This window comes from Salipiger sp. CCB-MM3 (genome assembly GCF_001687105.1).
Lineage (GTDB): Bacteria > Pseudomonadota > Alphaproteobacteria > Rhodobacterales > Rhodobacteraceae > Salipiger.
In genome coordinates, this window is the sequence record NZ_CP014596.1 from 1,149,122 (window position 1) to 1,171,415 (window position 22,294).

The window sequence follows — 22,294 nt, forward strand, 5'->3', positions numbered from 1 at the left end:
GGAACGAAAGGTATCGCCATGGCCGATCTGGCTGAATTCGCCCGCGAACGCGGCATCAAGTACTTCATGATCTCCTACACCGATCTCTTCGGGGGGCAGCGCGCCAAGCTGGTGCCCGCGCAGGCGATCGCGGACATGCAAGAAGACGGCGCGGGGTTTGCCGGTTTCGCCACATGGCTCGACCTCACCCCGGCGCATCCCGACATGCTGGCGGTGCCCGACGCCGCGGCGGCGATCCAGCTGCCGTGGAAGCCCGAGGTGGCTTGGGTGCCCGCCGATTGCGTCATGGAAGGCGCGCCGGTGGATCAAGCGCCGCGCAACGTGCTGCGCAAACTGGTCGATGAGGCCGCCTCCGAGGGGCTGCGTGTGAAGACCGGCATCGAGGCCGAGTTCTTCCTGCTTACCCCCGAAGGCACGCAGATCTCGGACCCGTTCGATACCGCCGAGAAACCCTGCTACGACCAGCAGGCGGTGATGCGCCGCTACGATGTGATCGCCGAGATCTGCGATTACATGCTGGAACTGGGTTGGGGCCCGTATCAGAACGACCACGAGGACGCCAACGGCCAGTTCGAGATGAACTGGGAGTTCGCCGACGCGCTGGTCACCGCCGACCGCCACAGCTTCTTCAAGTTCATGGTGAAATCGGTCGCTGAAAAGCACGGGCTGCGCGCCACCTTCATGCCCAAGCCGATCGAAGGGCTGACCGGCAACGGCTGCCACGCGCATATCTCGGTGTGGGATCTGGACGGCAAGACCAATGCTTTCGCCGGAGATGCCGGTGGCCAGATCGGCGAGGTCGGCCTTTCCGAGCAGGGCGGGCACTTCCTTGGCGGCATCATGAAGCACGCCGAGGCGCTGGCCGCGATCACCAACCCCACGGTCAACAGCTACAAGCGCATCAACGCGCCGCGCACCATGTCGGGCGCCACTTGGGCGCCGAACACCGTCACATGGACCGGCAACAACCGCACCCATATGGTCCGTGTGCCGGGGCCGGGCCGCTTCGAGTTGCGGCTGCCGGATGGCGCCACCAACCCCTATCTGCTGCAGGCGGTGATCATCGCGGCGGGTCTGTCGGGCATCCGCTCCAAGGCCGATCCGGGCCAGCGCTACGACATCGACATGTACGCCGAAGGGCACACGGTGAAGGACGCGCCGAAACTGCCGCTGAACCTGCTGGATGCGATCCGTGCCTATGATGCGGATGAGGAGCTGAAGGCGATGATGGGCGCCGAATTCTCGGCCTCCTACGCCAAGATGAAGCTGCAGGAGTGGAATTCCTTCGTGTCGCATTTCTCCCGCTGGGAGAAAGACAACACGCTGGATATCTGACGCCATGGCGCGCCCGCCAAGCCCTGAGGCGGCGGGCGCCTAACCCAGCCTCGCCGCCGCTGCGCGTCCGGCCCAGAGGCCGGTGGCAAGGCAGCCGGTCAGCAGATAGCCCCCGGTCGGGGCCTCCCAGTCGAGCATTTCTCCGGCAACGAATGTGCCGGGGCGGTCCTTCAGCATCAGCCCTGCGTCGAGCGCTGCGAAGGGCACGCCGCCCGCCACAGAGATCGCCTCGTCCAGCGGGCGCAGCCCTTCATGCGGCACCGGCAGCGCCTTTAGCAGCGCCGCCAGTGCGGCGGGGTCATCGGGCAGCGGGCGCGCGCATTCCATCAGAAGGGCGCGGGCGGCGGGCGAGAGTTTCACCACCTTGCGCAGATGGTTCGACAGGCTCTGCTTGCCGCGCGGGCGGGCGAGGCGCTTGGCCAGCGTGTCGCGCTCGATGTCGGGGCAGAGATCGATCTTCAGCGGCGCGCCTTCGCGCAGCGCGGGCGACAGCGGGTAGAGCCCGCCACCCTCAAGCCCGCGCGCCGAGATCACCGCCTCGCCGCGTGACCGCTGCGTGCCCGCGCGGAAGGCGAGCCCTTTCAGCGGGGCGCCAAACTGGGCCTTCATATGCTGCGACCACGCCACCACCAACCCGGCGTTGGCCGGCGCAAAGGGGGTGACGGGCAGGCCCGCAGTGGCGAAGATCCCTGCCCAGTTGCCGTCCGAGCCGAGCCGCGCCCAGCTTGCGCCGCCAAGCGCCAGCACAGTCGCCTCGGGCGTCAGCCGCTGCGGCCCCTCGGGCGTGTCCATCAGCACCGCATCGCCGTCCCAGCCGGTCCAGCGCCAGCGGGTGTGCCGCTCCAGCCCCATGCCATCGAGCCGCGCCAGCCATGCGCGCAGCAGCGGCGAGGCCTTCATGCCATGCGGAAACACCCGCCCGGTGGAGCCGGTGAACAGCGTTTGTCCCAGCCCCTCTGCCCAATGCATCACCTCTTCGGGCGGGAAGGCCGAGAGCATCGGACGCAGATCCGTCGCAGCCTCGCCATAGGCCGAGAGGAAAGCGGCGAAAGGTTCGGCCTTGGTGATGTTCAGTCCAGATTTTCCGGCCATCAGAAGCTTGCGCCCGATCGAGGGTTTCGCCTCGGCCAGCGTCACGTCATGGCCCGCCGACAGCAGCGCCTCGGCGGCCATCAGCCCGGCGGGTCCGCCGCCGATCACCAGCGCGCGGCTCATGTGCGGCGCGCCTTTCGGCTTTGGCCGCGGCGGCCTCTATCTGCTGTCATCGTTTGCATTGCTCTGTCTTGCCTCGCCTGTGCGGCGGGCACAAGTTCCCGGCGTTGCGGTGGCGGCTCAGAATTTCGTCGCCCATGTGGGATGCGCGTCGTCGATCACCAGCGCATGGCGGTGGCGGGGACCGCTTTTGAGGTGCGGATGATCGCGCGGCAGGTTGTCATGCGTGTGCTCGACCTCGGTCGGATCGCCCGCGGGCCAGAGCCGCAGTGCCAGCAGCATGCCGACACCGGAAAGCGCGGCGAGCACCAGCAGCGCGGGCACCGTGCCGAAGCTTGTCATCAGCCAGCCGGAGAGCGGGTAGGTGAGCAGCCAGCACGCGTGGCTCAGGGCGAATTGCGCGGCAAAGAGCGCCGGGCGGTCTTCGGGATGGGCAGAGCGGCGCAGCAGCCGTCCCGAAGGCGTCAGCACCGCCGAATATCCCAGCCCGATCAGCATCCACGAGAGCAGAAGTAAGCCCCAGCTGAGGCCCATGCGGGCAGTCAGCGCGGCCAGCGCCAGCAGCACCGCGACCATCAGCGCGGCACCGCAGAGCATCACCGGGCGGTCCGGCAGGCGATCCAGCAGCCGCGGCAGCAGCAGCGCCGCAAGCATTGAGCCCGCGCCGAAGGCAAACATCGTCCAGCCAAGCGCGCTGGCGGGCAGGCTAAGCTGGCCGCGCACCAGCACCACGGAATTGACCAGAACCATCGCCCCGGCGGCGGAGACGGCGAGGTTCAGCGCCAAGAGGCCGCGCAGCCGCGGCGTGGCGAGATAGATGCGGATGCCGCGGGTGGTGCGCTCATAGATGCCGCGCGGGGCAGCGGGCTGCGGGCTCGGCAGCAGCACCGAGACGACCAGAAGCGCCGAGCCTAGAAAGCCCGCGACCGTGCCGAAGAACAGCGCGTTGTAGCTCATCACCGACAGCAGCAGCGCCGCGAGGGTGGGGCTGACGATATTCTCCAGATCATAGGCGAGGCGCGAGAGCGACAGCGCGCGGGTGTAGCGCGCCTCGTCGGGCAGCACGTCGGGGATGGTCGCCTGAAAGGTCGGGGTGAAACCCGCTGAGGCCGATTGCAGCACGAAAATCAGCAGATACACCTGCCAAACCTCGGTGACGAAGGGCAGCGCCAGAGCCACCGCCGCGCGCAGCAGGTCGAGCCCGACCAGAAGCGCCCGCCGGTTGACCCGATCGGCGAAGGCTCCGGCGATGGGGGCGATGCCCACATAGGCCACCATCTTGATGGTAAACACCGTGCCCAGCACCATCGCCGCGTTCTCGCCAGCAAGGTCGAAGGCCAGCAGCCCCAGCGCAACCGTGGCCAGACCGGTGCCGAGCAGGGCGACGATCTGAGCTAGGAAAAGGTGCCGGTAGGCGCGGTCGGAGAGGATCTCGAGCATGGGGCCTCGGGGGCAGGCTGGGCTTATATGGCCCGAGCCTAACCGCGCGGTGGGCATCGGCCAAACCCGAAGGCTTGGGCACTCCTCGAAATTTTCTCCCTGCAGATCAATCCTGCGCGACGTCGATCCGTGCCTCTTCCGACGCGGTGGCGGCGGGCGCAGGGGTCGGCGCTGCCGCGTTCTGATGCACCCGGATGCGCCACAGGTGATAGCAGGTCCGGTGCAGCCAGCGCAGCGCATCAAGCTGGTGCAGCGCGTCTTCATCGGTGATCCGCCCGGTCACCGCCGCATCGACGATACGGTCGCGCGGGCGCTTGCGCTGATCGCGGGCCAGTTGCCGCAGCCGGTCCAGCGCGGCCTCGGCGGTGATCGGATCCTCGGGCCGCGCCTGACAGGCGGCGCCGCGCGCGACGAGGCCGCTCAGACGCCGCAGCCGGTGCGTGCTGGCCAGCGCCGCGACACGCTCGGCCTGCTCGCAGCGGTGCAGCAGCCGGAACAGGTGGTCGATGGCATGAAAGGCGCTGCCGATGATCGCCGCTTGCGCGCGATCTGCCTCGGTCAGACGGATGCGGTCGAGATAGGCGCGCAGCTCGGTCAGCGCCGCGCGCAACTCCCCCGGCTCATAGGTCGGCGCATCCTGCGGGGGTGTGCCCCCAAGCCGCTGGCCCAGCAGATCGCAGGTGGCGGTGTTGAGCCTGCCCAGACACTCCCGCGCCAGCACCGTGGCGACCCGCGGCTCGCTCACCAGCGCCGGGTCGAGCTCTGCGGTGAGCGGGGTGCCGCGCTCGGGGACCAGCCATTCGATCAGCCGCGCAAAGGGTCGGGCGAGGGGCAGCACGAGGATCACGCCCAAACCGTTGAACAGCGTGTGAAAGCCGACAAGCGCGATCTGCCCGCTGCCTTCGGCGATCCACGGCGCGACGAGAGAGGCGTAAGGGCCGAGCAGCGCAAGTGCCATGATCCCGGTCAGCACGTTGTAGATCACATGCGCTGATCCGGTGCGCCGGGTCATCGTGCCGCCTCCGACGGTGGCCAGCAGCGCGGTGAATGTCGTGCCGACGTCCATGCCGATCACCAGCGCGGCGGCCTGCGGGAAATTGATCGCCCCGGCGCCAAGCGCCGCAAGCGCAGTCGCCACACCGGCGCTGGAAGATTGCGTGACCAGCGTGATCAGCAGCCCGATGCCCACAAGCTGCAACCGGCCCCAGAAGCTGTCATCGGGGAAATCCGACGGGGTGACGACGCCCTCGAAGGCTTCGAGCCCGTCCTTCAGATGATCGATGCCGATGAACAGCAGCCCGAAGCCCGCCAGCGCCTGTCCGAGCGCCGCAAGCCGCGGACGGCCCGACAGATGCAGCACCGCACCAAGGAAGATCACCGGCAATACCGCTTCGCCGAGGTCGAGCTTGAAGCCGAGCGTGGCGACCATCCAACCGGTGAGCGTGGTGCCGATATTGGCGCCGAAGATGATCCCCAGCGCCTGCGGGAAGGTCAGGATCCCGGCGGCGACGAAGCCGACGGCGGTCACGGTTGTGGCGCTGGAGGATTGCACCACCGCCGTTGTGAGCGCGCCGGTGACCGCGCCGCTGAGCGGGGTGCGGGTGAACTGGGCGAGGATCTCGCGCATCTGCCGTCCGGCAAGGCCTTTGAGCCCGCCAGTGAGCATCAGCATCCCCACAAGGAAAATGCCGACGCCGCCCAGAGCAGAGAGAATGTTCCACACCATGGATCAGCCATAGCACCAAGGCGGCAATCGCGCGACGTCGCTCGGCGTCGCAGCTGCGCGACGGCGCGGCGGGCTGGCGCATATGTCTTCGGGGAGAGCGGCGCCTATCCCACCGGCTAGGTCGCTATCCGCCGGGTGCCGCCGCCCATCCCTGCGCGGGTCCTGCGCCGGGCGGGGTGGGCTGGTAGAACAGTTTCACCGGCCCGCGACACCTACGGACCGGCCCGAGATTTCACGAAGGAGAGTGAAAATGGTCAAAGGTCTTCTGAAGCTGGCTGGTTACCGGGTCGAGTATGTCTGTGACTGGGGCGTATACGAGCGCCGCTACGGCGATCTGGAATACCACATGAACTACCCGGTCCACCCCGAGATGCGGATCGCCCCGCCTTGGGCTGAAAAGCGGATCGTGCGCAAAGGCTGAAATCCGACTTTTCAAATCCGTCCTGTCAGATGTCTGGGCCCTGCCGTGGTCGTCCCTTTGCGGATGCGCCGGGCAGGGTCCTTCTTTTTGCGGGATAGCGCGCCGCTGTCAGGGCTGGCTCTGCGCCAGATCGAGCATGGCCGCGCGGAAGGCGGCGCTGATCTCGTCGCGGCGCAGGTGGCGGCCCTGCGCGACGCGCTTCGCGCCGCGGGCCCAGACGCAATCCACCGTGATGCCATCGGCAAAGATCCAGTGATCCAGCAACTGCTCGCGCGGCACATGTGGCGCGGCGCTGGTGTCGAGCGAGACCAGATCGCCGGGCGCGCCAGTGCCGATGCCAGCCGCACAGCCAAGCGCCGCGGCGCCGCCGTTCAGCGCGCCCTCGAAAAGATGCCGCCCGGTGGAGCCGCCGGGGCGGGCCACCACGTTGCGCGCGCGCAGCCCGAGACGCTGGGAATATTCGAGGCTGCGCAGTTCTTCGGTGAGCGAGATGCGGATGTTGGAATCGGAGCCCACACCAAAGCGGCCACCGGCCCCGAGATAGCCGGGGGCGTCGAAGATGCCGTCGCCCAGATTGGCCTCGGTGATTGGGCAAAGACCGGCGATGGCGCCGCGCGTGGCCGCGCCGCGTGTCTCGTCAGCGGTCATATGCGTGGCGTGGATCAGGCACCAGCGCGCGTCCACGGGCGCATTCTCGAGCAGCCATTCCACCGGGCGCGCGCCGGACCACGCGAGGCAATCCTCCACTTCCTTGACCTGCTCGGCCACATGGATATGGATCGGCCCGCCCTGCGCAAGCGGCAGCACCTCGGCCAGATCCTCCGGCGTCGCGGCGCGCAGGCTGTGCGGCGCGATCCCGAGAACGCTGCCGGGAAGATCGCCGAGGATGCCCCGGCAGGCCTCATGCAGGCGGGCAAAGCGGTCGGGCTCGTTGATGAAGCGGCGCTGGCCCTCATTGGGCGCGGTGCCGCCAAAGCCCGAGCGGGCATAGAACACCGGCAACAGGGTCAGCCCCAGCCCGGTCTCGCGGCTGGCTTCGGCGATGCGCGCGGCCATCTCGCCGATCTCGGCATAGGGTGCGCCATCCTTGTCGTGGTGCAGATAGTGGAACTCGCCGACGCGGGTGAACCCGGCCTCCAGCATTTCCATGTAAAGCTGCGCCGCCACCGCCTGAACGTGCTCGGGCGTCATCGACAGGGCAAAGCGGTACATGGCCTCGCGCCAGCTCCAAAAGCTGTCGTCGCCGGGGCCGCGCAGCTCTGCAAGGCCCGCCATGGCACGTTGGAAGGCGTGGCTGTGCAGGTTCCCGGTGCCCGGCAGAAGGTAGGCGTGACGCTCGTCTCCGGCGCTCGGCGGCGTGGCGGTCTCCACGGCGGTGATCTCGCCATCCTGCAGGATGAGCCGTACATCCTTTGCCCAGCCATCGGGAAGAAGTGCGTGTTCCGCGTGGAGCGTCGTTTTTGCCATGGTTGCCTGCCTCACCTGTCAGCGCCCGGGCGCCGCATGCCCGCGATGGGGACACGGCTTGTCCGTCTGTTTTTATGTATATACAATATGGGGGCAGGGGAAGCGGAAAGATCGAGCCGCAGGGGCTCAACGCCGCTTCTTCGCCGGGCGAGGTCAGATGATGAGCGACGCGATCCACAGTCGGGCAGAGCGGCACTTCGCGCCGTGGAAGAACGGCGGCGGCGAGACCGCAGAGATCATTTGCGTCCCGCAGGGCGCGGGGTTCGATGATTTCGCGTGGCGTATCAGCACGGCGAAGGTCGAAGGCTCCGGGCCATTTTCGGCCTTTGCCGGCGTGTCGCGCAATCTGACGGTGCTGGAGGGCGGCGCGATGAGCCTCACCGTCGGGTCCGGCGCGCCGGTGCGTCTCGATACGGCGAGCGGCCCCTTTGCCTTCAGCGGCGAAACGCCCTGCACGGCAGAACTTCACGGGGCCGGGCTGCTTGATCTCAATGTCATGGTGCGGGCGCCCTATCGCTGTGCGGTTCTTTGCGAGGGGCAGGCGCTGCCCGAGGCGGCTGCGCCGTGCGCCACTTATCTCTTTGCGCTTCGGGATCTGCCGCAGATGGGGCTGCAGAAGCACGACCTGCGCGATCTGGGAGAACGCGTGCCGACCGGGATGGCTGAGGTTCCCGCAGGCGCGCTGCTGATCGTGATCGGCGAGGAATCGGACGGGTAAAAGCGCGCGTTCGAGCGGCGATCAAAGGGTGGTCGCGGCGGGATGAGCGAGCCGTGGGGGCTTGATTTCCGCAGAGAGCTTCATTCTTGCAATGCACGTTTTCCGCGCAAGCGCGGCTTTCATGGCGTGTGCTTTGCGCATCTTTGCGCCTCATCGAAGTAATTTTCTGAAAATTTGGAACCGACCCTCAAATTAATATTGCCGGGTGCATCGGGTCCGGTCTAAGCACAGAGCCATCCGATCGGGGACGACCCCGATCCACGGCCGCAACGGCGCGGCATTTCCGTCAAGAGCCCTTCGAGGGCAGGCAGCAAAGGCGCTGCATCTTCGCTCCGACACATGTCGGTTCGTGGGTTAACGCAAGCTGCCAACCTTCCGTTTTCCCTGACAGAAATCGCCGCGGCCCGGGGTCTCCCGTTCCGCTTCCTGCTGAAACCGGAGTCCCCTCATGTCCAAACAGCGCCTCGTCATCATCGGCAACGGCATGGCCCCCGGCCGCCTTCTGGAGCACCTCTTCGAGGCCGCCCCTGATGCTTATGACGTCACTATCTTCAACGCCGAGCCGCGGGTGAACTACGACCGCATCATGCTCTCGCCGGTGCTCTCGGGCGAGAAGACCTTTGAAGACATCATCATCCACGGCGACGCTTGGTACGAAGGCCATGGCATCACGCTGCACCGCGGCGAGAAGGTCACCGGCATCGACCGCGAGGCGCGCATCGTAACCGGCGCGAGCGGCATCACCGCCGCCTACGACAAGCTGGTGATCGCCACGGGCTCGTCGCCCTTCATCATCCCGGTGCCCGGCCACAAGCTGCCCGGCGTGCTGGCGTACCGCGATCTCGACGACGTGGATGGAATGCTGCGGGCGGCCGATAGGGGCGGCCGGGCCGTGGTGATCGGCGGCGGCCTTCTTGGTCTCGAGGCCGCCGCCGGTCTGAAATCGCGCGGCATGGATGTGACCGTGCTGCACCTCATGCCGACCCTGATGGAGCGCCAACTCGATCCCGCCGCGGGCTACCTGCTGCAAAAAGAACTGGAGAGCCGCGGCATCGAAGTGCGCTGCGGTGCCAACACCAAGGCGATCCTCGGCGAGCGCGAGGTCGAAGGCGTCGAACTGGAAGACGGCACGATCATCGATGCCTCGCTGGTGGTTATGGCGGTGGGCATCCGGCCTGCGGTCGATCTGGCCCGCGAGGCGGGGCTTGAGGTGGGGCGCGGCATCCAGACGGATTTCGCCATGCGCACCTCGGACCCGGACATCTTCAGCGTCGGGGAATGCGCCGAGGTGGATGGCCGCGTCTACGGTCTGGTCGCGCCGCTCTACCAGATGGCAAAGGTCGCCGCCGAGCACCTCTCCGGCGTCTCCGAGGCCGCGTTCACCCATGCCGAGACACCCACCAAGCTCAAGGTCACCGGCATCAACCTTTATTCGGTCGGGGATTTCGGCGACGGGCCGGACCGCGAGGACGTGGTGCTGCGTGACGCCGCCCGTGGCAGCTACCGCCGGGTGATCTTGCAGGACAATCGCGTGATCGGAGCCGTGCTCTACGGCGATGTGGCCGATGGCATGTGGTACAACGAGCTGCTGAAGTCCGGCGAGGATGTGTCAAAGATGCGCGACACGCTGATCTTCGGACAGGCGCATCAGGGTGGCGGCGTCGCAGCCGACCCGCTGGCCGCCGTCGCCAATCTTTCGGACGACGCGGAAATCTGCGGCTGCAACGGCATCTGCAAAGGCAAGATCGTACAGGCAATCAATGAAAAGGGGCTGACGTCGCTCGGAGAAGTGCGCGCCCACACCAAGGCCAGCGCCTCCTGCGGCACCTGCACGGGGCTCGTGGAGGCGGTCATGGCGCTGACCCTTGGCGACACATTCGCCAAGAAGGCCGAGGGCATGTGCGGGTGCACCGATCTCGGCCATGGCGAGGTGCGCCGCCTGATCAAGGCGCAGGGGCTCAAGAGCATCCCCGCCGTGATGCAGGAACTGGAGTGGAAGAGCTCGCACGGCTGCGCCAAATGCCGCCCTGCGCTGAACTACTACCTGCTCAGCGACTGGCCGGGCGAGTATAAAGACGATCAGCAGAGCCGCTTCATCAACGAGCGCGTGCACGCCAATATCCAGAAGGACGGCACCTATTCCGTCGTGCCGCGCATGTGGGGCGGGATGACCTCTTCGGATGAGCTGCGCGCCATCGCGGATGTGGTCGACAAGTTCGCCATCCCCGACGTGAAGGTGACCGGCGGCCAGCGCATCGACCTGCTGGGGGTGAAGAAGGCAGACCTTCCCGCGGTCTGGGCCGATCTCAACGCTGCCGGGCTGGTCTCGGGCCACGCCTATGCCAAGGGGCTGCGCACGGTAAAGACCTGCGTCGGCAGCACGTGGTGCCGCTTTGGCACGCAGGACAGCACCGGGCTCGGCATCAAGCTCGAAAAGTTCCTCTGGGGCTCGTGGACGCCCGCCAAGGTGAAGCTGGCCGTGACTGGCTGTCCGCGCAACTGCGCCGAGGCGACCTGCAAGGACATCGGCGTGATCTGTGTCGAGAGCGGCTACGAGATCGTCTACGGCGGCGCTGCGGGCCTGCACATCCAAGGCACGACCAAGCTTGGCACCGTGGCTACCGAGGAGGAGGTGATCGAGATCGCCGCCGCCATGACCCAGATGTACCGCGAGCAGGGTTTTTACCTCGAGCGGATTTACAAATGGGCGGATCGCGTCGGCTACGACACTGTGAAGGCCGCGATCCTCGACGATCTGGAGAGCCGCCGCGCCTATTACGAGCGCTTCGTGCTGAGCCAGAAATTCTCGCAGTCCGACCCGTGGTCCGAGCGCGTCTCGGGCGTCGACAAGCATGAATTCAAGCCGCTCGCCGTCTTCGGTGAGGACCTCGCCCCCGCAACCGCCAAAGTGGAGCCTGCAGAATGAACGCCCTCACGCGCGACACCAACGCATGGCGCCTGATCGGCTCCATCGACGACATCCCCAGCCAAGGCGCGCGCTGCGTCAAAAACGGGGAGACCACGATTGCCGTCTTCCGCACCGCGGATGACCGCGTCTTCGCTCTCGAAGACAAATGCCCGCACAAGAACGGGCCGCTCAGTCAGGGGATCGTGCATGACGGCTGCGTCACATGTCCCCTGCACAACTGGGTGATCTCGCTGGAGACCGGTGCCGCCACAGGCGCCGACGAAGGCCGCACCGCCTCCTTCCCCGTCCGTCTGGATGGGCGGGACATCTACCTGAACCTCGAACCGAACCTCGAAATGGGCGCCTGACTTCCGGCCCCGAACCCTTCTCAGCAAAGGACACAGAAAATGTCGTATATCGCTCCCAAGGAATTCGCGGCCAAGATGGTCGACGCCGGCGAATCCAAGATCTTCATGTCCACCAAGGACACGCTCATCCGCGCCTATATGGCCGGTGCCATCCTCGCGCTGGCCGCCGCCTTTGCGGTGACCATCGCGGTCAACACCGGCAACTTCCTCGTTGCCTCGCTGCTCTTCCCGGTCGGCTTCTGCATGCTCTACCTGATGGGCTTCGACCTGCTGACCGGCGTTTTCACGCTCGCGCCGCTGGCGGTGATCGCCAAGCGTCCGGGCTGCACCTGGAAAGGTGTTTTCCGCAACTGGGGTCTGGTGTTCTGCGGCAACTTCGCGGGCGCTATGACCACCGCGATCCTGATGGCCATCGTCTTCACCACCGGCTTCTCGACCGAGCCCAACGCCGTGGGCCAGAAGATCGGCTCGATCGGTGAGGCCCGGACGCTTGGCTATGCCGCAGCTGGCGGCGCAGGCTTGCTGACCGTCTTCACCCGCGCCGTGCTGTGCAACTGGATGGTCTCGACCGGCGTGGTCGCGGCGATGATGTCCTCCTCCACGGGCGGCAAGATCATGGCCATGTGGATGCCGATCCTCGTGTTCTTCTACCTCGGCTTCGAGCATTCGATCGTCAACATGTTCCTCTTCCCCTCGGGCATCATGCTGGGCGGCCAGTTCACCTGGTTCGACTACCTCGCCTACAACGAGATTCCGGTGGTGCTGGGCAACCTCGTCGGCGGTCTGACCTTCGTGGGCGGCATGATCTACGCAACCCACTTCCGTGAATCGCCGAAGCGCAACGCGGGCCGCAACGACGACACCGCAGGCGTTCCCGCCGAATAAGATTGACCTCCCCCTTGGGCCCCGCTTGCGTGCGGGGCCTCTTTTTCATTTGTCCCTGTGACCGGACATCCGCCATGCCCCGAGACACCGCCGACGCCATGACCGCCGCCACCGGATTGCGCCTCTCGCTTGGCCAGCACGCCGCACAAGGCGCGAAGCCGCAGATGCAGGACTTTCACGGCGCGCTGCTGCCGGAGGGGATGCAACTGGCGCTCAAAGGCGCGGTGGTGGCTCTGGCTGACGGTATTTCCAGCAGTCGCTTTTCCCGCGCGGCCGCCGAGATGGCGGTGGGCGCGATGCTGACCGATTACTACGACACGCCCGAAAGCTGGACGGTGCAGACCTCTGCCAGCCGGGTGATCTCTGCGACGAACGCATGGCTGCACGGCCAGTCGCGCGCCGTGGCACCGGGCGATCCCGACCGGGGCTATGTGTGCACCTTCTCGGCGATGGTGCTGAAGGGCCGCAGCGCCCATCTCTTTCACATCGGCGACAGCCACATTGCGCGCCTCTCCGGCGACAGCCTAGAGCCGCTCACCGAAGACCACCGCAGCGGCGGGATGCTGGCGCGGGCCATGGGCGTCAGCCCAGAGCTGCGCATCGACCACCGCCGGGTGCCGCTCCAGGTGGGGGATGTCTTCGTGCTGACCACCGACGGTGTGCATGAGCATGTCACCGGGCGCGACCTGCGCGCGGTGCTGGACCGGACCGAGGATCTCGACGCGGTGGCCGAGGAGTTGGTGGCCCATGCGCTGCGCCGGGGCAGCGCTGACAATCTCACCGCGCAGATCCTGCGTGTCGACGCGTTGCCCGAGCCCGGCAGCGCCGCGCTGGGCGACGAGGCGGCGCGCCTGCCGGTGCCGCCGCTGCCGAAGCCGGGGCAGGAGATCGACGGGTTTCGCATCCTGCGCGCGCTCCACCATTCTGCGCGCAGCCATGTGTTCCTCGCTGCCGCACCAGACGGCACGCGGGTGGCGCTGAAAATTCCCGCCTCCGAGATCGCCGAAGACCCAGAGGCGCGGCGGCGCTTCCTGCTGGAGGACTGGGTGGCGCGCCGCATCCACAGCCCGCATGTGCTGCGCGCTGCGCCATTGCCGGGGCCGCGCAGCGCGCTTTACGGGGTCACCGACTATGTCGAGGGCGTCACCCTGCGCCAATGGATGACCGACCACCCGAAGCCATCGCTCGACGAGGTGCGCAGCATCTTGCAGCAGGTGGCGGACGGGCTGCGCACGATGCACCGCCGCGAGATGATCCATCAGGATATCCGGCCCGAGAACCTGCTGATCGACGGTGACGGCACGCTGCGGATCATCGATTTCGGCTCGGTCGCCGTGGCCGGTGTGGAAGAGGCGACGCCGGGCCTCATGGGCGAGATGCCCGGAACCTACCAATACACCGCGCCCGAGTATCTTTCGGGGGATGTGGTGAGCTGGCGGTCCGACATGTATGCGCTGGCGGTGATCGGCTACGAGATGCTGACCGGGCTTTTGCCCTATGGCTCTCAGGTGGCCCGCATCGCCTCGCGCCGGGACCAGATGCGCCTCGTCTACCGCTCGGCCTGCGACGAGACGAGCGGCGTGCCCGGCTGGGTGGATGCCGCGCTGGAACGCGCTTTGCATCCCGACCCGCTCCGCCGTCCCGACGCGCTTTCGGAATTCCTTGCCGATCTGCGCCGTCCCGCGCCGGGCTGGCAGGCCGCGCATCGTCGCCCGCTTGCAGCGCGCAATCCCGTCCGTTTCTGGCAGGCCGTCTCCGCGATCCTTGCGGCGCTCTGCCTTATCCTCGCCGCCCAACTGGGCGGCTGACCCTCACCCTCGAAAGGAGCAATGCCATGAAAGACGCACTCATCCCGCAGGATCTGACCAAGGACGATGTCGCCGCGCTGATCCTCGCCGCCAAGAAACGTGCCGGCCTGAGCTGGGAGGGGATCGCCAAGGAAATCGGCATGTCGCCGGTTTGGACCCATTCGGCCTGTGTCGGCATGAACGCGATGCCGCCCGCGAAGGCCAAAGCGTTGGTGGCGCTGCTTGACCTGCCCGCCGAAGCCGAAGAGGCGCTGATCGAAAGCCCGACCAAGGTCTGGAGCCAGACCGTGCCGACCGATCCCTGCATCTACCGGCTCTATGAGATCGTCGGCGTCTATGGCCCGACCATCAAGGCGCTGATCCACGAAGAGTTCGGCGACGGCATCATGTCGGCCATCGACTTCGACATGGAGGTGACGCGCGTGCCGCATGAAAAGGGCGACCGGGTGAAGATCGAGATGTCCGGAAAATACCTCGGCTACAACGCTTGGTAAGCGCGGGCCTCCGCCTGTCTGCCAGTATTGATGGGGACCGGAGCGCGGGGCGCTGCCGGTCCCTTTCTCATCGCGCGTCCTTTCGGACTGCCTGAAAATCGCAAAGGCATGCGCCCTATCTTTCGATTTTCGTGAAGAGTTCCTTCGAGCGCCGACGGATTGTGCGGCTTTCCCCTGCGGCATATTGCTGCATTGCGCCGCGCCTCCACCGGGCCGGACGGGGATCTTCTTTGTTTCCCAGAGGTTTCTCTGATGCTGCCCGGTGTGCGCCCGCATTCCAGTAAGGGAGTATCACCATGCCGAACCTGTTTCCCCCGCGCAGTCCGAGCGGAGGGCGCACCCCCCATCGCGGAAGCGCCTCCAGCGTGCCGAGTGGACACAGACTTCGCAGGCGTGAGTTCCTCCTGACATCGGCGCTGGCCGGTCTGGCGGCGGCCTCGGGCGCGACCTTCGGTGCGGGGCGCGTGCTGGCCGCAAGCAGCGGCGCCGAGGGCTTCGGCGCGATCAGTGCCTTCGTCACCCGTCAGGACAGCCTGAACCCGGCGCTGGTCGAGCGGGCCTATGCGCAGCTGACAGAGCTTGACCCGGACTTCGGCGCGAAGCTCGAGGCGCTGGACACCGCCCTGACCGAAAGCGGCAGCGAGACGGTGGACGCATTCCTCGCCACCGGGCCCGCGCAGGACCTGCGTGATACAATGACCACGATCACCGCGGTCTGGTATCTTGGCTACACCGGCACACCGGACCCGTCGCAGGAAAGCGACGACGCGCGCTTCGTCACCTATCGCGATGCGCTGATGTGGGGGCCGACCTCCGACGCGACGCCGATCCCCACCTATTCACAGCACAAGATGAACTATTGGGCCGAGCCTCCGGCGAGTGTCGCCGACGACTGACGCGGGCGGTTTGCCCGGTCTCCTCCGCCCCTTTTTCACCGAACTGGATTCCCAGATATGGCACAAGACTACGACGCCGATGTCATCGTCATCGGCTCCGGCACCGTCGGCAGCAACGCCGCCTACGAGCTGGCAAAGCAAGGCAAATCCGTCATCATCCTTGAGGCCGGCGTGCGCATCCCGCGCTGGAAGCTGATCGAGAGCTTTCGCAAATCGCCGCGCCGTCAGGACTATAACGGCCCGTACCCCGATCAGCCTTGGGCGCATACGTCCTCGTCGCATGGTTACGTCGAGAACGACGGCGACTACGAAATGGTCGCTAACTTCCTCAAACTGGTGGGCGGCTCGACATGGCATTGGGGCGGGGCGACATGGCGCTTCATTCCCAGCGATTTCAAGATGAAGTCGCTCTACGGCGTCTCGCGCGACTGGCCGATCGAATACGAAGACCTCGAGCCGTGGTACGACAAGGCCGAATATGAGATCGGCGTCGCGGGCAATCTGCAGGAAGATCAGTCGGGCATCCGCCCCGGTGAGACATGGCCGCCGCGCTCGCGCGAGTTTCCGATGCCGGCGCAAAAGAACAGCTACATGCTCGACACCTTTGCCGCGGCCATCGCGCCCAAGGGCTACGAGATCGTCGCCGAGCCCTCGGCGATGATGAGCGGCAACTACCGGGGCCGTCCGGGCTGTGTGGGCAACAACAACTGCGCGCCGGTCTGCCCGATCGGGGCCAACTATAGCGGCGTCTTCCATGCCGACTTGGCGGTCGAGGCGGGCTGCAAGCTGATCACCGACGCCACGGTCGACAAGATCGAGAAGGGGCCGGACGGCAAGATCGCCTCGGTGCACTACAAATCCTCGGACGGCTCGGAAGCGCGGCTGTCGGCCAAGGCCTTCGTTCTGGCGGCGCATGGCTATGAAAGCCCCAAGCTGATGATCATGTCGGACGTCGGCAATTCCAACGATATGGTCGGGCGTTACCTGATGCCGCACCTCGGGCTTGGCGTGGACTTCTTCTCGAAAGACGCGGTCTGGCCGGGGCGTGGGCCGATCCAGCAGGGCGCCATCTTCAGCCACCGCGATGGCGAGAGCCGCTCGCGCCACTCGGGGATGAAACACGCGGTGAACAACTTCGTGCCGAATGAGAACATCACCAAGCGGCTTCTGGGGCAGGGGGTTCTGGGCTCGGAGCTTGACGAGCGCATCCGCCACGACAGCGCGCGCTACATGAGCCTCTATTCGATGTTCGAGACGCTGCCCGACCCGGCCAACCGGGTGCAGCTGGGGGACAAGACGGATGCGCTTGGCAATCCCAATATCCGCCTGACCTTCAACGTCGACGACTACTGCCGCGGCGCGATCGATCCCTGCATCGCCGATTTCACCAACTTCGTCGAGGCGATGGACGGCGAGACGCTGAACATGTCGCGCGATCTGGCCAACCACGACCACATTATGGGGACGACGATCATGGGCGACGATCCCTCGGACTCGGTGGTCGACAAGGACTGCCGCAGCTGGGAGCACGAGAACCTCTTCGTCGTGGGCACCGGCAACCTGCCGTCCTCTTCGGTGGTGAACCCGACGCTGACCGCGGTGGCCTTGGGCATCCGCGCCGCAGACACCATCGCGCGGGAGGTGTGATCATGGGATATGTCAGAACCGCCGCTCTCGCCGCGTTCGCGCTGCCCGGTCTCTTTGCTTCCGGCGCCATGGCGGCGCAGGATGACACCGGCCAACTCTCGCGCGGGGCTTATCTGGCAACGGCAGCCGACTGCGCCGCCTGCCACACCAACCCCAACGGCGGCGCTCCCTTCGCGGGGGGCTATGCCATCGCCTCGCCCATGGGCAACATCGTCGCGACCAACATCACGCCCTCCAAGGAATATGGCATCGGCAGTTGGAGCGAGGAGGAATTCGCCCGTGCGATCCGCGAGGGGGTGACCCCGAACGGAACGCATCTCTACCCGGCGATGCCTTATCCTTCCTACGCCAAGCTGACCGATGAAGACGTCTCGGCGATCTACGACTACCTGATGACCGAGGTGGAGCCGGTGGATGCGGGTCTGACCGAGAAGACCGAGTTGCCTTTCCCCTTCAATGTGCGGGCGCTGATGGCGGGCTGGAACCTGCTGTTCACCGACGCGCCCGGCTGGACGCCGCCCGAAGGGCTTGATGCCAGTGAAGAGCGCGGCGCCTATCTGGTGCAGGCGTTGGAGCATTGCAGCACCTGCCACACGCCGCGCGGGCCGCTGATGAACTCGCAGCAGAGCGCCTTTCTTGGCGGTGCCTCGCTGGGCAGTTGGCGGGCACCGAACATCACGCCCGATGCGCAGACGGGCATCGGCGATTGGTCCAAGGACGAGATCGTGACTTATCTTCGCGACGGTCATGCGCCGGGGCGCGCATCGGCGGCCGGGCCGATGGCCGAAGCGGTGGAATACTCGCTGAGCCATCTCGAGGGAGACGACCTTGGTGCCATTGCCGCCTATCTGAAAACGGTGCCAGCGGTCAGCACGCCCGAGGACGGTGTGGCCCCGGATGCGCAGGTCCACGAGGTCGCGCTCACCAGCTACGAGACCACCGATTGGACCGGCAACCCCGATGATCTTGCTCGTCATGACACGACCGAGGGCGCGGCGCTCTACAACGGCGCCTGCGCGGCCTGTCACGGGGTGGACGGCAAAGGCGCCAGCGACGGCCATTTCCCCGATCTGACCACGGCGGCTTCGGTCACCGGGCAAGACCCGTCGAACCTCGTGATGACCATCGCCGAAGGCATCAGCCGCCATGACGCGAACGGCTATACGGTCATGCCGGCCTTTGCAGACGACCTCGATAACGCGCAGATCGCCGGGCTGACGAACTATGTCGCGGCCAATTTCGGCGGGCGCGAACCGGGGCTCGACGCGGATGGCGTGGCGCAAATTCGGGCCGGGGGCAGCGCGCCTTGGCTCATTCAGAATGCGGCGTGGCTGACATGGGTGGGCATCGCTGCGGCGCTGATCATCCTGCTTGCCGTTGTCGCGCTGATCTGGCGCCGCAAGGCCCAGCCCGCAGGCTGAGCGGGTCCTCGCGAGGGGAGGTACGGGCCGGCGTCCATCGACGTCGGCCCGTTGCGTTTTTCACGGCGCTGGCCGTGGGTTAGGCCGCTTCATGCGCGGCAGGCGCGGCCTCCAGCGCGGCGTAAGAGGGCAGGGCAACGTCCAGCAGCTTTCCGGCGCGCAGCAGCAGGCGGTCGGACTGCGGGCGGGCAATGACCTGATCCATGCTCCACGCCTCCAGCACCATCAGATCGGCAGGCTGCCCGACGCCGAGGCTGCCACCCTTAAGGCCAGTGATGCCCGCAGGGGCGGGTCCGGCCAGCGCGGCAGCGGCGCCGAGCGGGTGGTCGAGATGGCAGATCCGCACCGCCTCGCGCCATGTGTCGAGCATGTCGTGATCGCCATAGGCGTAGAATGGATCGCGGCAGTTGTCCCCGGCCACGGCCACCGGCACACCGGCCTCGCGCAGCTCGTGCAGCGGCATCACCCCGCGCCAGCGCGGCGTGCGGCCCGGCACCCGGTCCTGCAGGTACATGTTCACCGTCGGCAGGGTGATCAGCGACAGACCGGCCTCTTTCACCAGCGCAATCGCCGCATGCATCTCGTCCTCTGGCAGGCGCGCGAGCGAGCAGCAGTGGCCGCAGGTCACGCGCCCCTCGTAGCCATGACGGATCGCGGCGCGGGCGACATGCGACAGAGCCCCGCCCTCGGCGGCTTCGTCCACATGCAGGTCGATGTCCAGATCACGCTCGCGCGCCAGCGTGAACAGCCGGTCGAGCAGCGCGTCAATATCGCTCAGCGAGCCGTGAGTGCCGCCCGAGGCGCGGGTCACCCCACCGATGAGCCCACCATGGCGCGCGACGAGATCGGCAAGATGCGGCGCATACTCCGTGCCCCATGCGTCCAGCGGCACCAGCGCCACCGCCTGCAGCGCGATGCGGTCCTTCCACGCCTCGCGGGTCTCGGCAAAAGCGCCCCATGTGGTCTCGCCCTGTCCCTCGTGGCTGTCGAGATGGGTGCGGATCGCGGCGACGCCATGGGCCTCGGCGCAGGAGAGGCCGAAGTCCATGCGGCGGATCAGATCGTCATGACGCCAATGGGCGATCCGGTCCTGCGTGGTGGCCTCGCGGGCACCGGCATGGGTGCCGCCCGAGTCCGGCGCGCGGCCCAGAACGTGACCCTTGTCGAGATGGGTGTGCGCGTCGATCAGCATCGGCCAGACATGGCGCCCGCCAAGATCGACCGTGCGGGCGCTTGCCTCCAGCCGTCCGGGCGCTTCGAGGGCGGCGATCCGTCCGCCTTTTATCAGCATGTCCACACTGGCGGTTCCGCTCGCGTCCACGGGCGCGCCAGCGGGGGCGCCGCCCATGAGCAAAGCCTCGGGGCAGCGCAGGTTGCGCAGCAGCAGGTCGCCGCCGGACGCCAGCGCCTCGGTCAGCGGGCGGGGGGTGGTCTGGGTCATCTTGTCGGTTCCGTATGTCTGGGACGGCTCAGGCGTCGCCTTTGCCGAAATGGTCGTGGATCGCCTGCATGAAGCCATCGGCGGCGGGCGACAGCGCGCCGCGGCTGCGGTGCACGAGGCTGAGCCTCTGCCGTCCGGCGGCGGCCAGAAGCGGCAGAAAGGCGAGATCGCCGTCGCGCAGTTCCTGATCCACATCGACCCGGTTGAGGAAGGTCACATTGGGCGGCTGGCGCACCAGCCGTTTCATCATCTCGGTGGAGTTGGTCTCGACCGCCGGGCGCAGATCGGCGGTGGCCGGGGCGAGGTTTTCGATCAGCGGGCGCAGCGACAGCCGGTGCGAGGCGAGGATCAGCGGGTAGATCAGGCAATCGGCGACGCGGACGTTGGGCTTGGCGGTGAGCGGATGGCCGGGGGCGACCACCGCGCCGAGCCGGTGCTGGAACACCGCGACAAGCTGCATGCGATTGTCCTGCGGCAGGTTGTAGCCAAGGCCGATCTCGGCCTCGCCCGAGGCCACCATCTCCATCAAGCCCGCGCGGTCGCAGACCGTCACCTTCAGATCCACGCGCGGATGCCGCTCGCGGTAGTCGGCCACCACATCGGCGAGCCGTCCGGCGGCGAGCGTGGCCATTGTCGCCACCGTCACCGTGCCATGGCTCTGCCCCTTCAGCGCGTGGATGCGTGCCTGCAGGCGGTCATGGTCGCGCAGCGTCTCGCGGATATGGGCGATCAAAAGCTCGCCCGGTGCGGTCAGCTTCAGCCCCTTGGGCAGCCGCTCGAAGATCGGCACGCCAAAGTCGGCCTCAACCTCAAGCACCTGACGGTTCACCGCAGAGGCGGCGACGTTCAGCTCGCGCGCCGCCTTGCGGATAGAGCCCTGACGGGCGACCTCGTCGATGTAGCGCAATGCGCGGCCGTGCAGCATGGACCTTCCGAAGCTGGGTCTCGCAGGGATCGAGACCCCGCCCTTTTTCGTGATGTTGTCACCCGGAAGGCCCATGCTCAACGCCTTACTTCTTGGCGGCCTTGGCGGCGGCGAAGTTGGCGTTGATGCGCATGGTCAGATAGTCACCCGCGGTGATCGGCTCGTATTTGCCCAGCGGCCCCTGCATGACCGCGTCGCGGTTGGCCTGACAGAAGAACGGCAGCGACAGGCGGCGGCCTTTGTATTCGCCCTCGGTGGGCATGCGCACGCGGTGCAGGGTCGACTGCAGCTGATCGTCAGACCAGCGCATCAGCATGTCGCCGATGTTGCAGGTGATGTAGCCGCGGCGCGGCGGCACGTCGGTCCATGCGTTGGTGCCTGCGTCCTTGCCGGGGCAGACCTGCAGCCCGCCTTCACCTTCCTTCTGGTGCAGGATGGTGAGGCAGTCGAAATCGCTGTGCGCCCCGGCGCGCCATGCCTTGAAGTCCTCGGGCTTGGCGTCTTCCATCGACATGTAGTGAATGAGGCGCAGGGTCGACTGGTACTGGTCGGACTCGGGGTCATGGGCGTGGGTGAAGAAGTCCTCGGGGAAGCCCATCTTCAGCGCAAAGCACGACAGGATTCGCATGCCCAGTTCCCAGTTCTGGCGCTCGAACTTCAGCGCGCGCTCCTTGAAGCGGGGCAGTTCTTCCTCGGTCGGCCATTTGCCCTCCATCAGCGGACGGGTGACCTGATAGCTTTCCTTGTTGTCCGGCGTGCCGGTGGAGGGGCGCACCTGCGCCTTGAATTCCCACCCCGCGTTGGTGCCCTTGGGCATCGGGTATTGCGCCTTCACCTCGGTCGGCAGTTCGAAGAACTCCCATGCGGTGTCGAAGGCGGCGTCGATGTCGTCCTCGGGGATGCCGTGGTTGTAGACCTGAAAGAAGCCGATACCGGTCGAGGCCTCCCAGAGCGCGTCGGCGATCTCGTGCTTGCGGTTTTCGAAGTCCGACAGGTCGATGGCGGGCACGTCACGCTCGATGGTGCTGCCCATGCCGCCGATGGTGGTTTCCTTGTTCAGCTCGGCAAGGTCGTAGTTGGTGCTCATTGCAGTCTCCAAAGTAGGTCGCCGGAGGGTCCGGCAGGGTGGGGAGCAATGTCCGGGCCGGGGCCTGTCTGCTTCTACTCCGGGGGATGCACCGG

General features: G+C 66.7%; 18 protein-coding genes. 11 read left to right on the forward strand and 7 right to left on the reverse strand.

The genetic code is table 11. The features are described from left to right. Nucleotides 1-18: 18 nt before the first annotated feature. Nucleotides 19-1,335 (forward strand): type III glutamate--ammonia ligase, encoded by a 1,317-nt coding sequence (glnT, locus tag AYJ57_RS19000; protein WP_066109710.1) that lies wholly within the window; start codon nucleotides 19-21, stop codon nucleotides 1,333-1,335. Between the two features lie 39 nt (nucleotides 1,336-1,374). Here glnT and AYJ57_RS19005 read toward each other — a convergent pair whose 3' ends face one another. From AYJ57_RS19005 to AYJ57_RS19015, 3 genes are all read right to left on the reverse strand, one after another. Next, nucleotides 1,375-2,550, reverse strand: a complete 1,176-nt coding sequence (locus AYJ57_RS19005) for a TIGR03862 family flavoprotein (RefSeq protein ID WP_066109713.1) — start codon at nucleotides 2,548-2,550, stop codon at nucleotides 1,375-1,377. 117 nt (nucleotides 2,551-2,667) lie between these two features. Then, nucleotides 2,668-3,987: an MFS transporter gene (locus tag AYJ57_RS19010; RefSeq protein ID WP_066109716.1), complete on the reverse strand. Its 1,320-nt coding sequence runs from the start codon at nucleotides 3,985-3,987 to the stop codon at nucleotides 2,668-2,670. Nucleotides 3,988-4,093: 106 nt separating this feature from the next. After that, nucleotides 4,094-5,713 (reverse strand): Na/Pi cotransporter family protein, encoded by a 1,620-nt coding sequence (locus AYJ57_RS19015; protein ID WP_066109719.1) that lies wholly within the window; start codon nucleotides 5,711-5,713, stop codon nucleotides 4,094-4,096. A gap of 250 nt (nucleotides 5,714-5,963) precedes the next feature. On the opposite strand from AYJ57_RS19015, the gene AYJ57_RS25965 reads away from it, so the two are divergent. Next, entirely contained in the window at nucleotides 5,964-6,134 is a 171-nt protein-coding gene (locus AYJ57_RS25965; protein ID WP_157374271.1) for a hypothetical protein, read from the forward strand. 108 nt (nucleotides 6,135-6,242) lie between these two features. On the opposite strand, the gene AYJ57_RS19020 is transcribed toward AYJ57_RS25965, so the two are convergent. Then, nucleotides 6,243-7,601 carry a formimidoylglutamate deiminase gene (locus tag AYJ57_RS19020; protein ID WP_066109722.1) on the reverse strand — a complete coding sequence of 453 codons (1,359 nt, stop codon included), beginning with the start codon at nucleotides 7,599-7,601 and terminating at the stop codon, nucleotides 6,243-6,245. A 157-nt stretch (nucleotides 7,602-7,758) separates the two neighbouring features. Here AYJ57_RS19020 and AYJ57_RS19025 point away from each other — a divergent pair, with 157 nt between their 5' ends. From AYJ57_RS19025 to AYJ57_RS19065, 9 genes are all read left to right on the forward strand, one after another. Beyond that, on the forward strand, nucleotides 7,759-8,319 hold the full coding sequence (locus AYJ57_RS19025) for a HutD/Ves family protein (RefSeq protein WP_066109725.1): 561 nt from the start codon (nucleotides 7,759-7,761) through the stop codon (nucleotides 8,317-8,319). A 448-nt stretch (nucleotides 8,320-8,767) separates the two neighbouring features. Next, nucleotides 8,768-11,245 carry a nitrite reductase large subunit NirB gene (nirB, locus tag AYJ57_RS19030; RefSeq protein WP_066109728.1) on the forward strand — a complete coding sequence of 826 codons (2,478 nt, stop codon included), beginning with the start codon at nucleotides 8,768-8,770 and terminating at the stop codon, nucleotides 11,243-11,245. Next, nucleotides 11,242-11,595 (forward strand): nitrite reductase small subunit NirD, encoded by a 354-nt coding sequence (gene nirD / locus AYJ57_RS19035; RefSeq protein WP_066109732.1) that lies wholly within the window; start codon nucleotides 11,242-11,244, stop codon nucleotides 11,593-11,595. The genes nirB and nirD overlap by 4 nt, the downstream gene beginning before the upstream one ends. A gap of 39 nt (nucleotides 11,596-11,634) precedes the next feature. Next, nucleotides 11,635-12,480, forward strand: a complete 846-nt coding sequence (locus AYJ57_RS19040) for a formate/nitrite transporter family protein (RefSeq protein ID WP_066109735.1) — start codon at nucleotides 11,635-11,637, stop codon at nucleotides 12,478-12,480. Nucleotides 12,481-12,554: 74 nt separating this feature from the next. Next, nucleotides 12,555-14,288: a bifunctional protein-serine/threonine kinase/phosphatase gene (locus AYJ57_RS19045; RefSeq protein WP_217621123.1), complete on the forward strand. Its 1,734-nt coding sequence runs from the start codon at nucleotides 12,555-12,557 to the stop codon at nucleotides 14,286-14,288. A 26-nt stretch (nucleotides 14,289-14,314) separates the two neighbouring features. Then, entirely contained in the window at nucleotides 14,315-14,782 is a 468-nt protein-coding gene (gene cynS / locus AYJ57_RS19050; protein ID WP_066109737.1) for a cyanase, read from the forward strand. A 365-nt stretch (nucleotides 14,783-15,147) separates the two neighbouring features. Further along, nucleotides 15,148-15,678 carry a sugar dehydrogenase complex small subunit gene (locus AYJ57_RS19055; protein ID WP_193789537.1) on the forward strand — a complete coding sequence of 177 codons (531 nt, stop codon included), beginning with the start codon at nucleotides 15,148-15,150 and terminating at the stop codon, nucleotides 15,676-15,678. A gap of 57 nt (nucleotides 15,679-15,735) precedes the next feature. Further along, nucleotides 15,736-17,325 (forward strand): GMC family oxidoreductase, encoded by a 1,590-nt coding sequence (locus AYJ57_RS19060; protein ID WP_066109740.1) that lies wholly within the window; start codon nucleotides 15,736-15,738, stop codon nucleotides 17,323-17,325. 2 nt (nucleotides 17,326-17,327) lie between these two features. Beyond that, on the forward strand, nucleotides 17,328-18,746 hold the full coding sequence (locus AYJ57_RS19065; RefSeq protein WP_066109743.1) for a cytochrome c: 1,419 nt from the start codon (nucleotides 17,328-17,330) through the stop codon (nucleotides 18,744-18,746). A gap of 79 nt (nucleotides 18,747-18,825) precedes the next feature. On the opposite strand, the gene AYJ57_RS19070 is transcribed toward AYJ57_RS19065, so the two are convergent. The 3 genes from AYJ57_RS19070 to AYJ57_RS19080 form a co-directional block, all read right to left on the reverse strand. Further along, on the reverse strand, nucleotides 18,826-20,187 hold the full coding sequence (locus tag AYJ57_RS19070) for a cytosine deaminase (RefSeq protein ID WP_066109746.1): 1,362 nt from the start codon (nucleotides 20,185-20,187) through the stop codon (nucleotides 18,826-18,828). Between the two features lie 28 nt (nucleotides 20,188-20,215). After that, entirely contained in the window at nucleotides 20,216-21,112 is an 897-nt protein-coding gene (locus AYJ57_RS19075) for a LysR family transcriptional regulator (RefSeq protein WP_083191409.1), read from the reverse strand. A gap of 85 nt (nucleotides 21,113-21,197) precedes the next feature. Next, nucleotides 21,198-22,199: an isopenicillin N synthase family dioxygenase gene (locus tag AYJ57_RS19080; RefSeq protein WP_066109749.1), complete on the reverse strand. Its 1,002-nt coding sequence runs from the start codon at nucleotides 22,197-22,199 to the stop codon at nucleotides 21,198-21,200. Between the last annotated feature and the right edge of the window lie 95 nt (nucleotides 22,200-22,294).

Bases quoted from the DNA above. Each gene is read 5' to 3' on its own strand.
- glnT (WP_066109710.1), top strand. From the start codon at position 19: ATGGCCGATCTGGCTGAATTCGCCCGCGAACGCGGCATCAAGTACTTC.
- AYJ57_RS19005 (WP_066109713.1), bottom strand. From the start codon at position 2,550: ATGAGCCGCGCGCTGGTGATCGGCGGCGGACCCGCCGGGCTGATGGCC.
- AYJ57_RS19010 (WP_066109716.1), bottom strand. From the start codon at position 3,987: ATGCTCGAGATCCTCTCCGACCGCGCCTACCGGCACCTTTTCCTAGCT.
- AYJ57_RS19015 (WP_066109719.1), bottom strand. From the start codon at position 5,713: ATGGTGTGGAACATTCTCTCTGCTCTGGGCGGCGTCGGCATTTTCCTT.
- AYJ57_RS25965 (WP_157374271.1), top strand. From the start codon at position 5,964: ATGGTCAAAGGTCTTCTGAAGCTGGCTGGTTACCGGGTCGAGTATGTC.
- AYJ57_RS19020 (WP_066109722.1), bottom strand. From the start codon at position 7,601: ATGGCAAAAACGACGCTCCACGCGGAACACGCACTTCTTCCCGATGGC.
- AYJ57_RS19025 (WP_066109725.1), top strand. From the start codon at position 7,759: ATGATGAGCGACGCGATCCACAGTCGGGCAGAGCGGCACTTCGCGCCG.
- nirB (WP_066109728.1), top strand. From the start codon at position 8,768: ATGTCCAAACAGCGCCTCGTCATCATCGGCAACGGCATGGCCCCCGGC.
- nirD (WP_066109732.1), top strand. From the start codon at position 11,242: ATGAACGCCCTCACGCGCGACACCAACGCATGGCGCCTGATCGGCTCC.
- AYJ57_RS19040 (WP_066109735.1), top strand. From the start codon at position 11,635: ATGTCGTATATCGCTCCCAAGGAATTCGCGGCCAAGATGGTCGACGCC.
- AYJ57_RS19045 (WP_217621123.1), top strand. From the start codon at position 12,555: ATGCCCCGAGACACCGCCGACGCCATGACCGCCGCCACCGGATTGCGC.
- cynS (WP_066109737.1), top strand. From the start codon at position 14,315: ATGAAAGACGCACTCATCCCGCAGGATCTGACCAAGGACGATGTCGCC.
- AYJ57_RS19060 (WP_066109740.1), top strand. From the start codon at position 15,736: ATGGCACAAGACTACGACGCCGATGTCATCGTCATCGGCTCCGGCACC.
- AYJ57_RS19065 (WP_066109743.1), top strand. From the start codon at position 17,328: ATGGGATATGTCAGAACCGCCGCTCTCGCCGCGTTCGCGCTGCCCGGT.
- AYJ57_RS19070 (WP_066109746.1), bottom strand. From the start codon at position 20,187: ATGACCCAGACCACCCCCCGCCCGCTGACCGAGGCGCTGGCGTCCGGC.
- AYJ57_RS19075 (WP_083191409.1), bottom strand. From the start codon at position 21,112: ATGCTGCACGGCCGCGCATTGCGCTACATCGACGAGGTCGCCCGTCAG.
- AYJ57_RS19080 (WP_066109749.1), bottom strand. From the start codon at position 22,199: ATGAGCACCAACTACGACCTTGCCGAGCTGAACAAGGAAACCACCATC.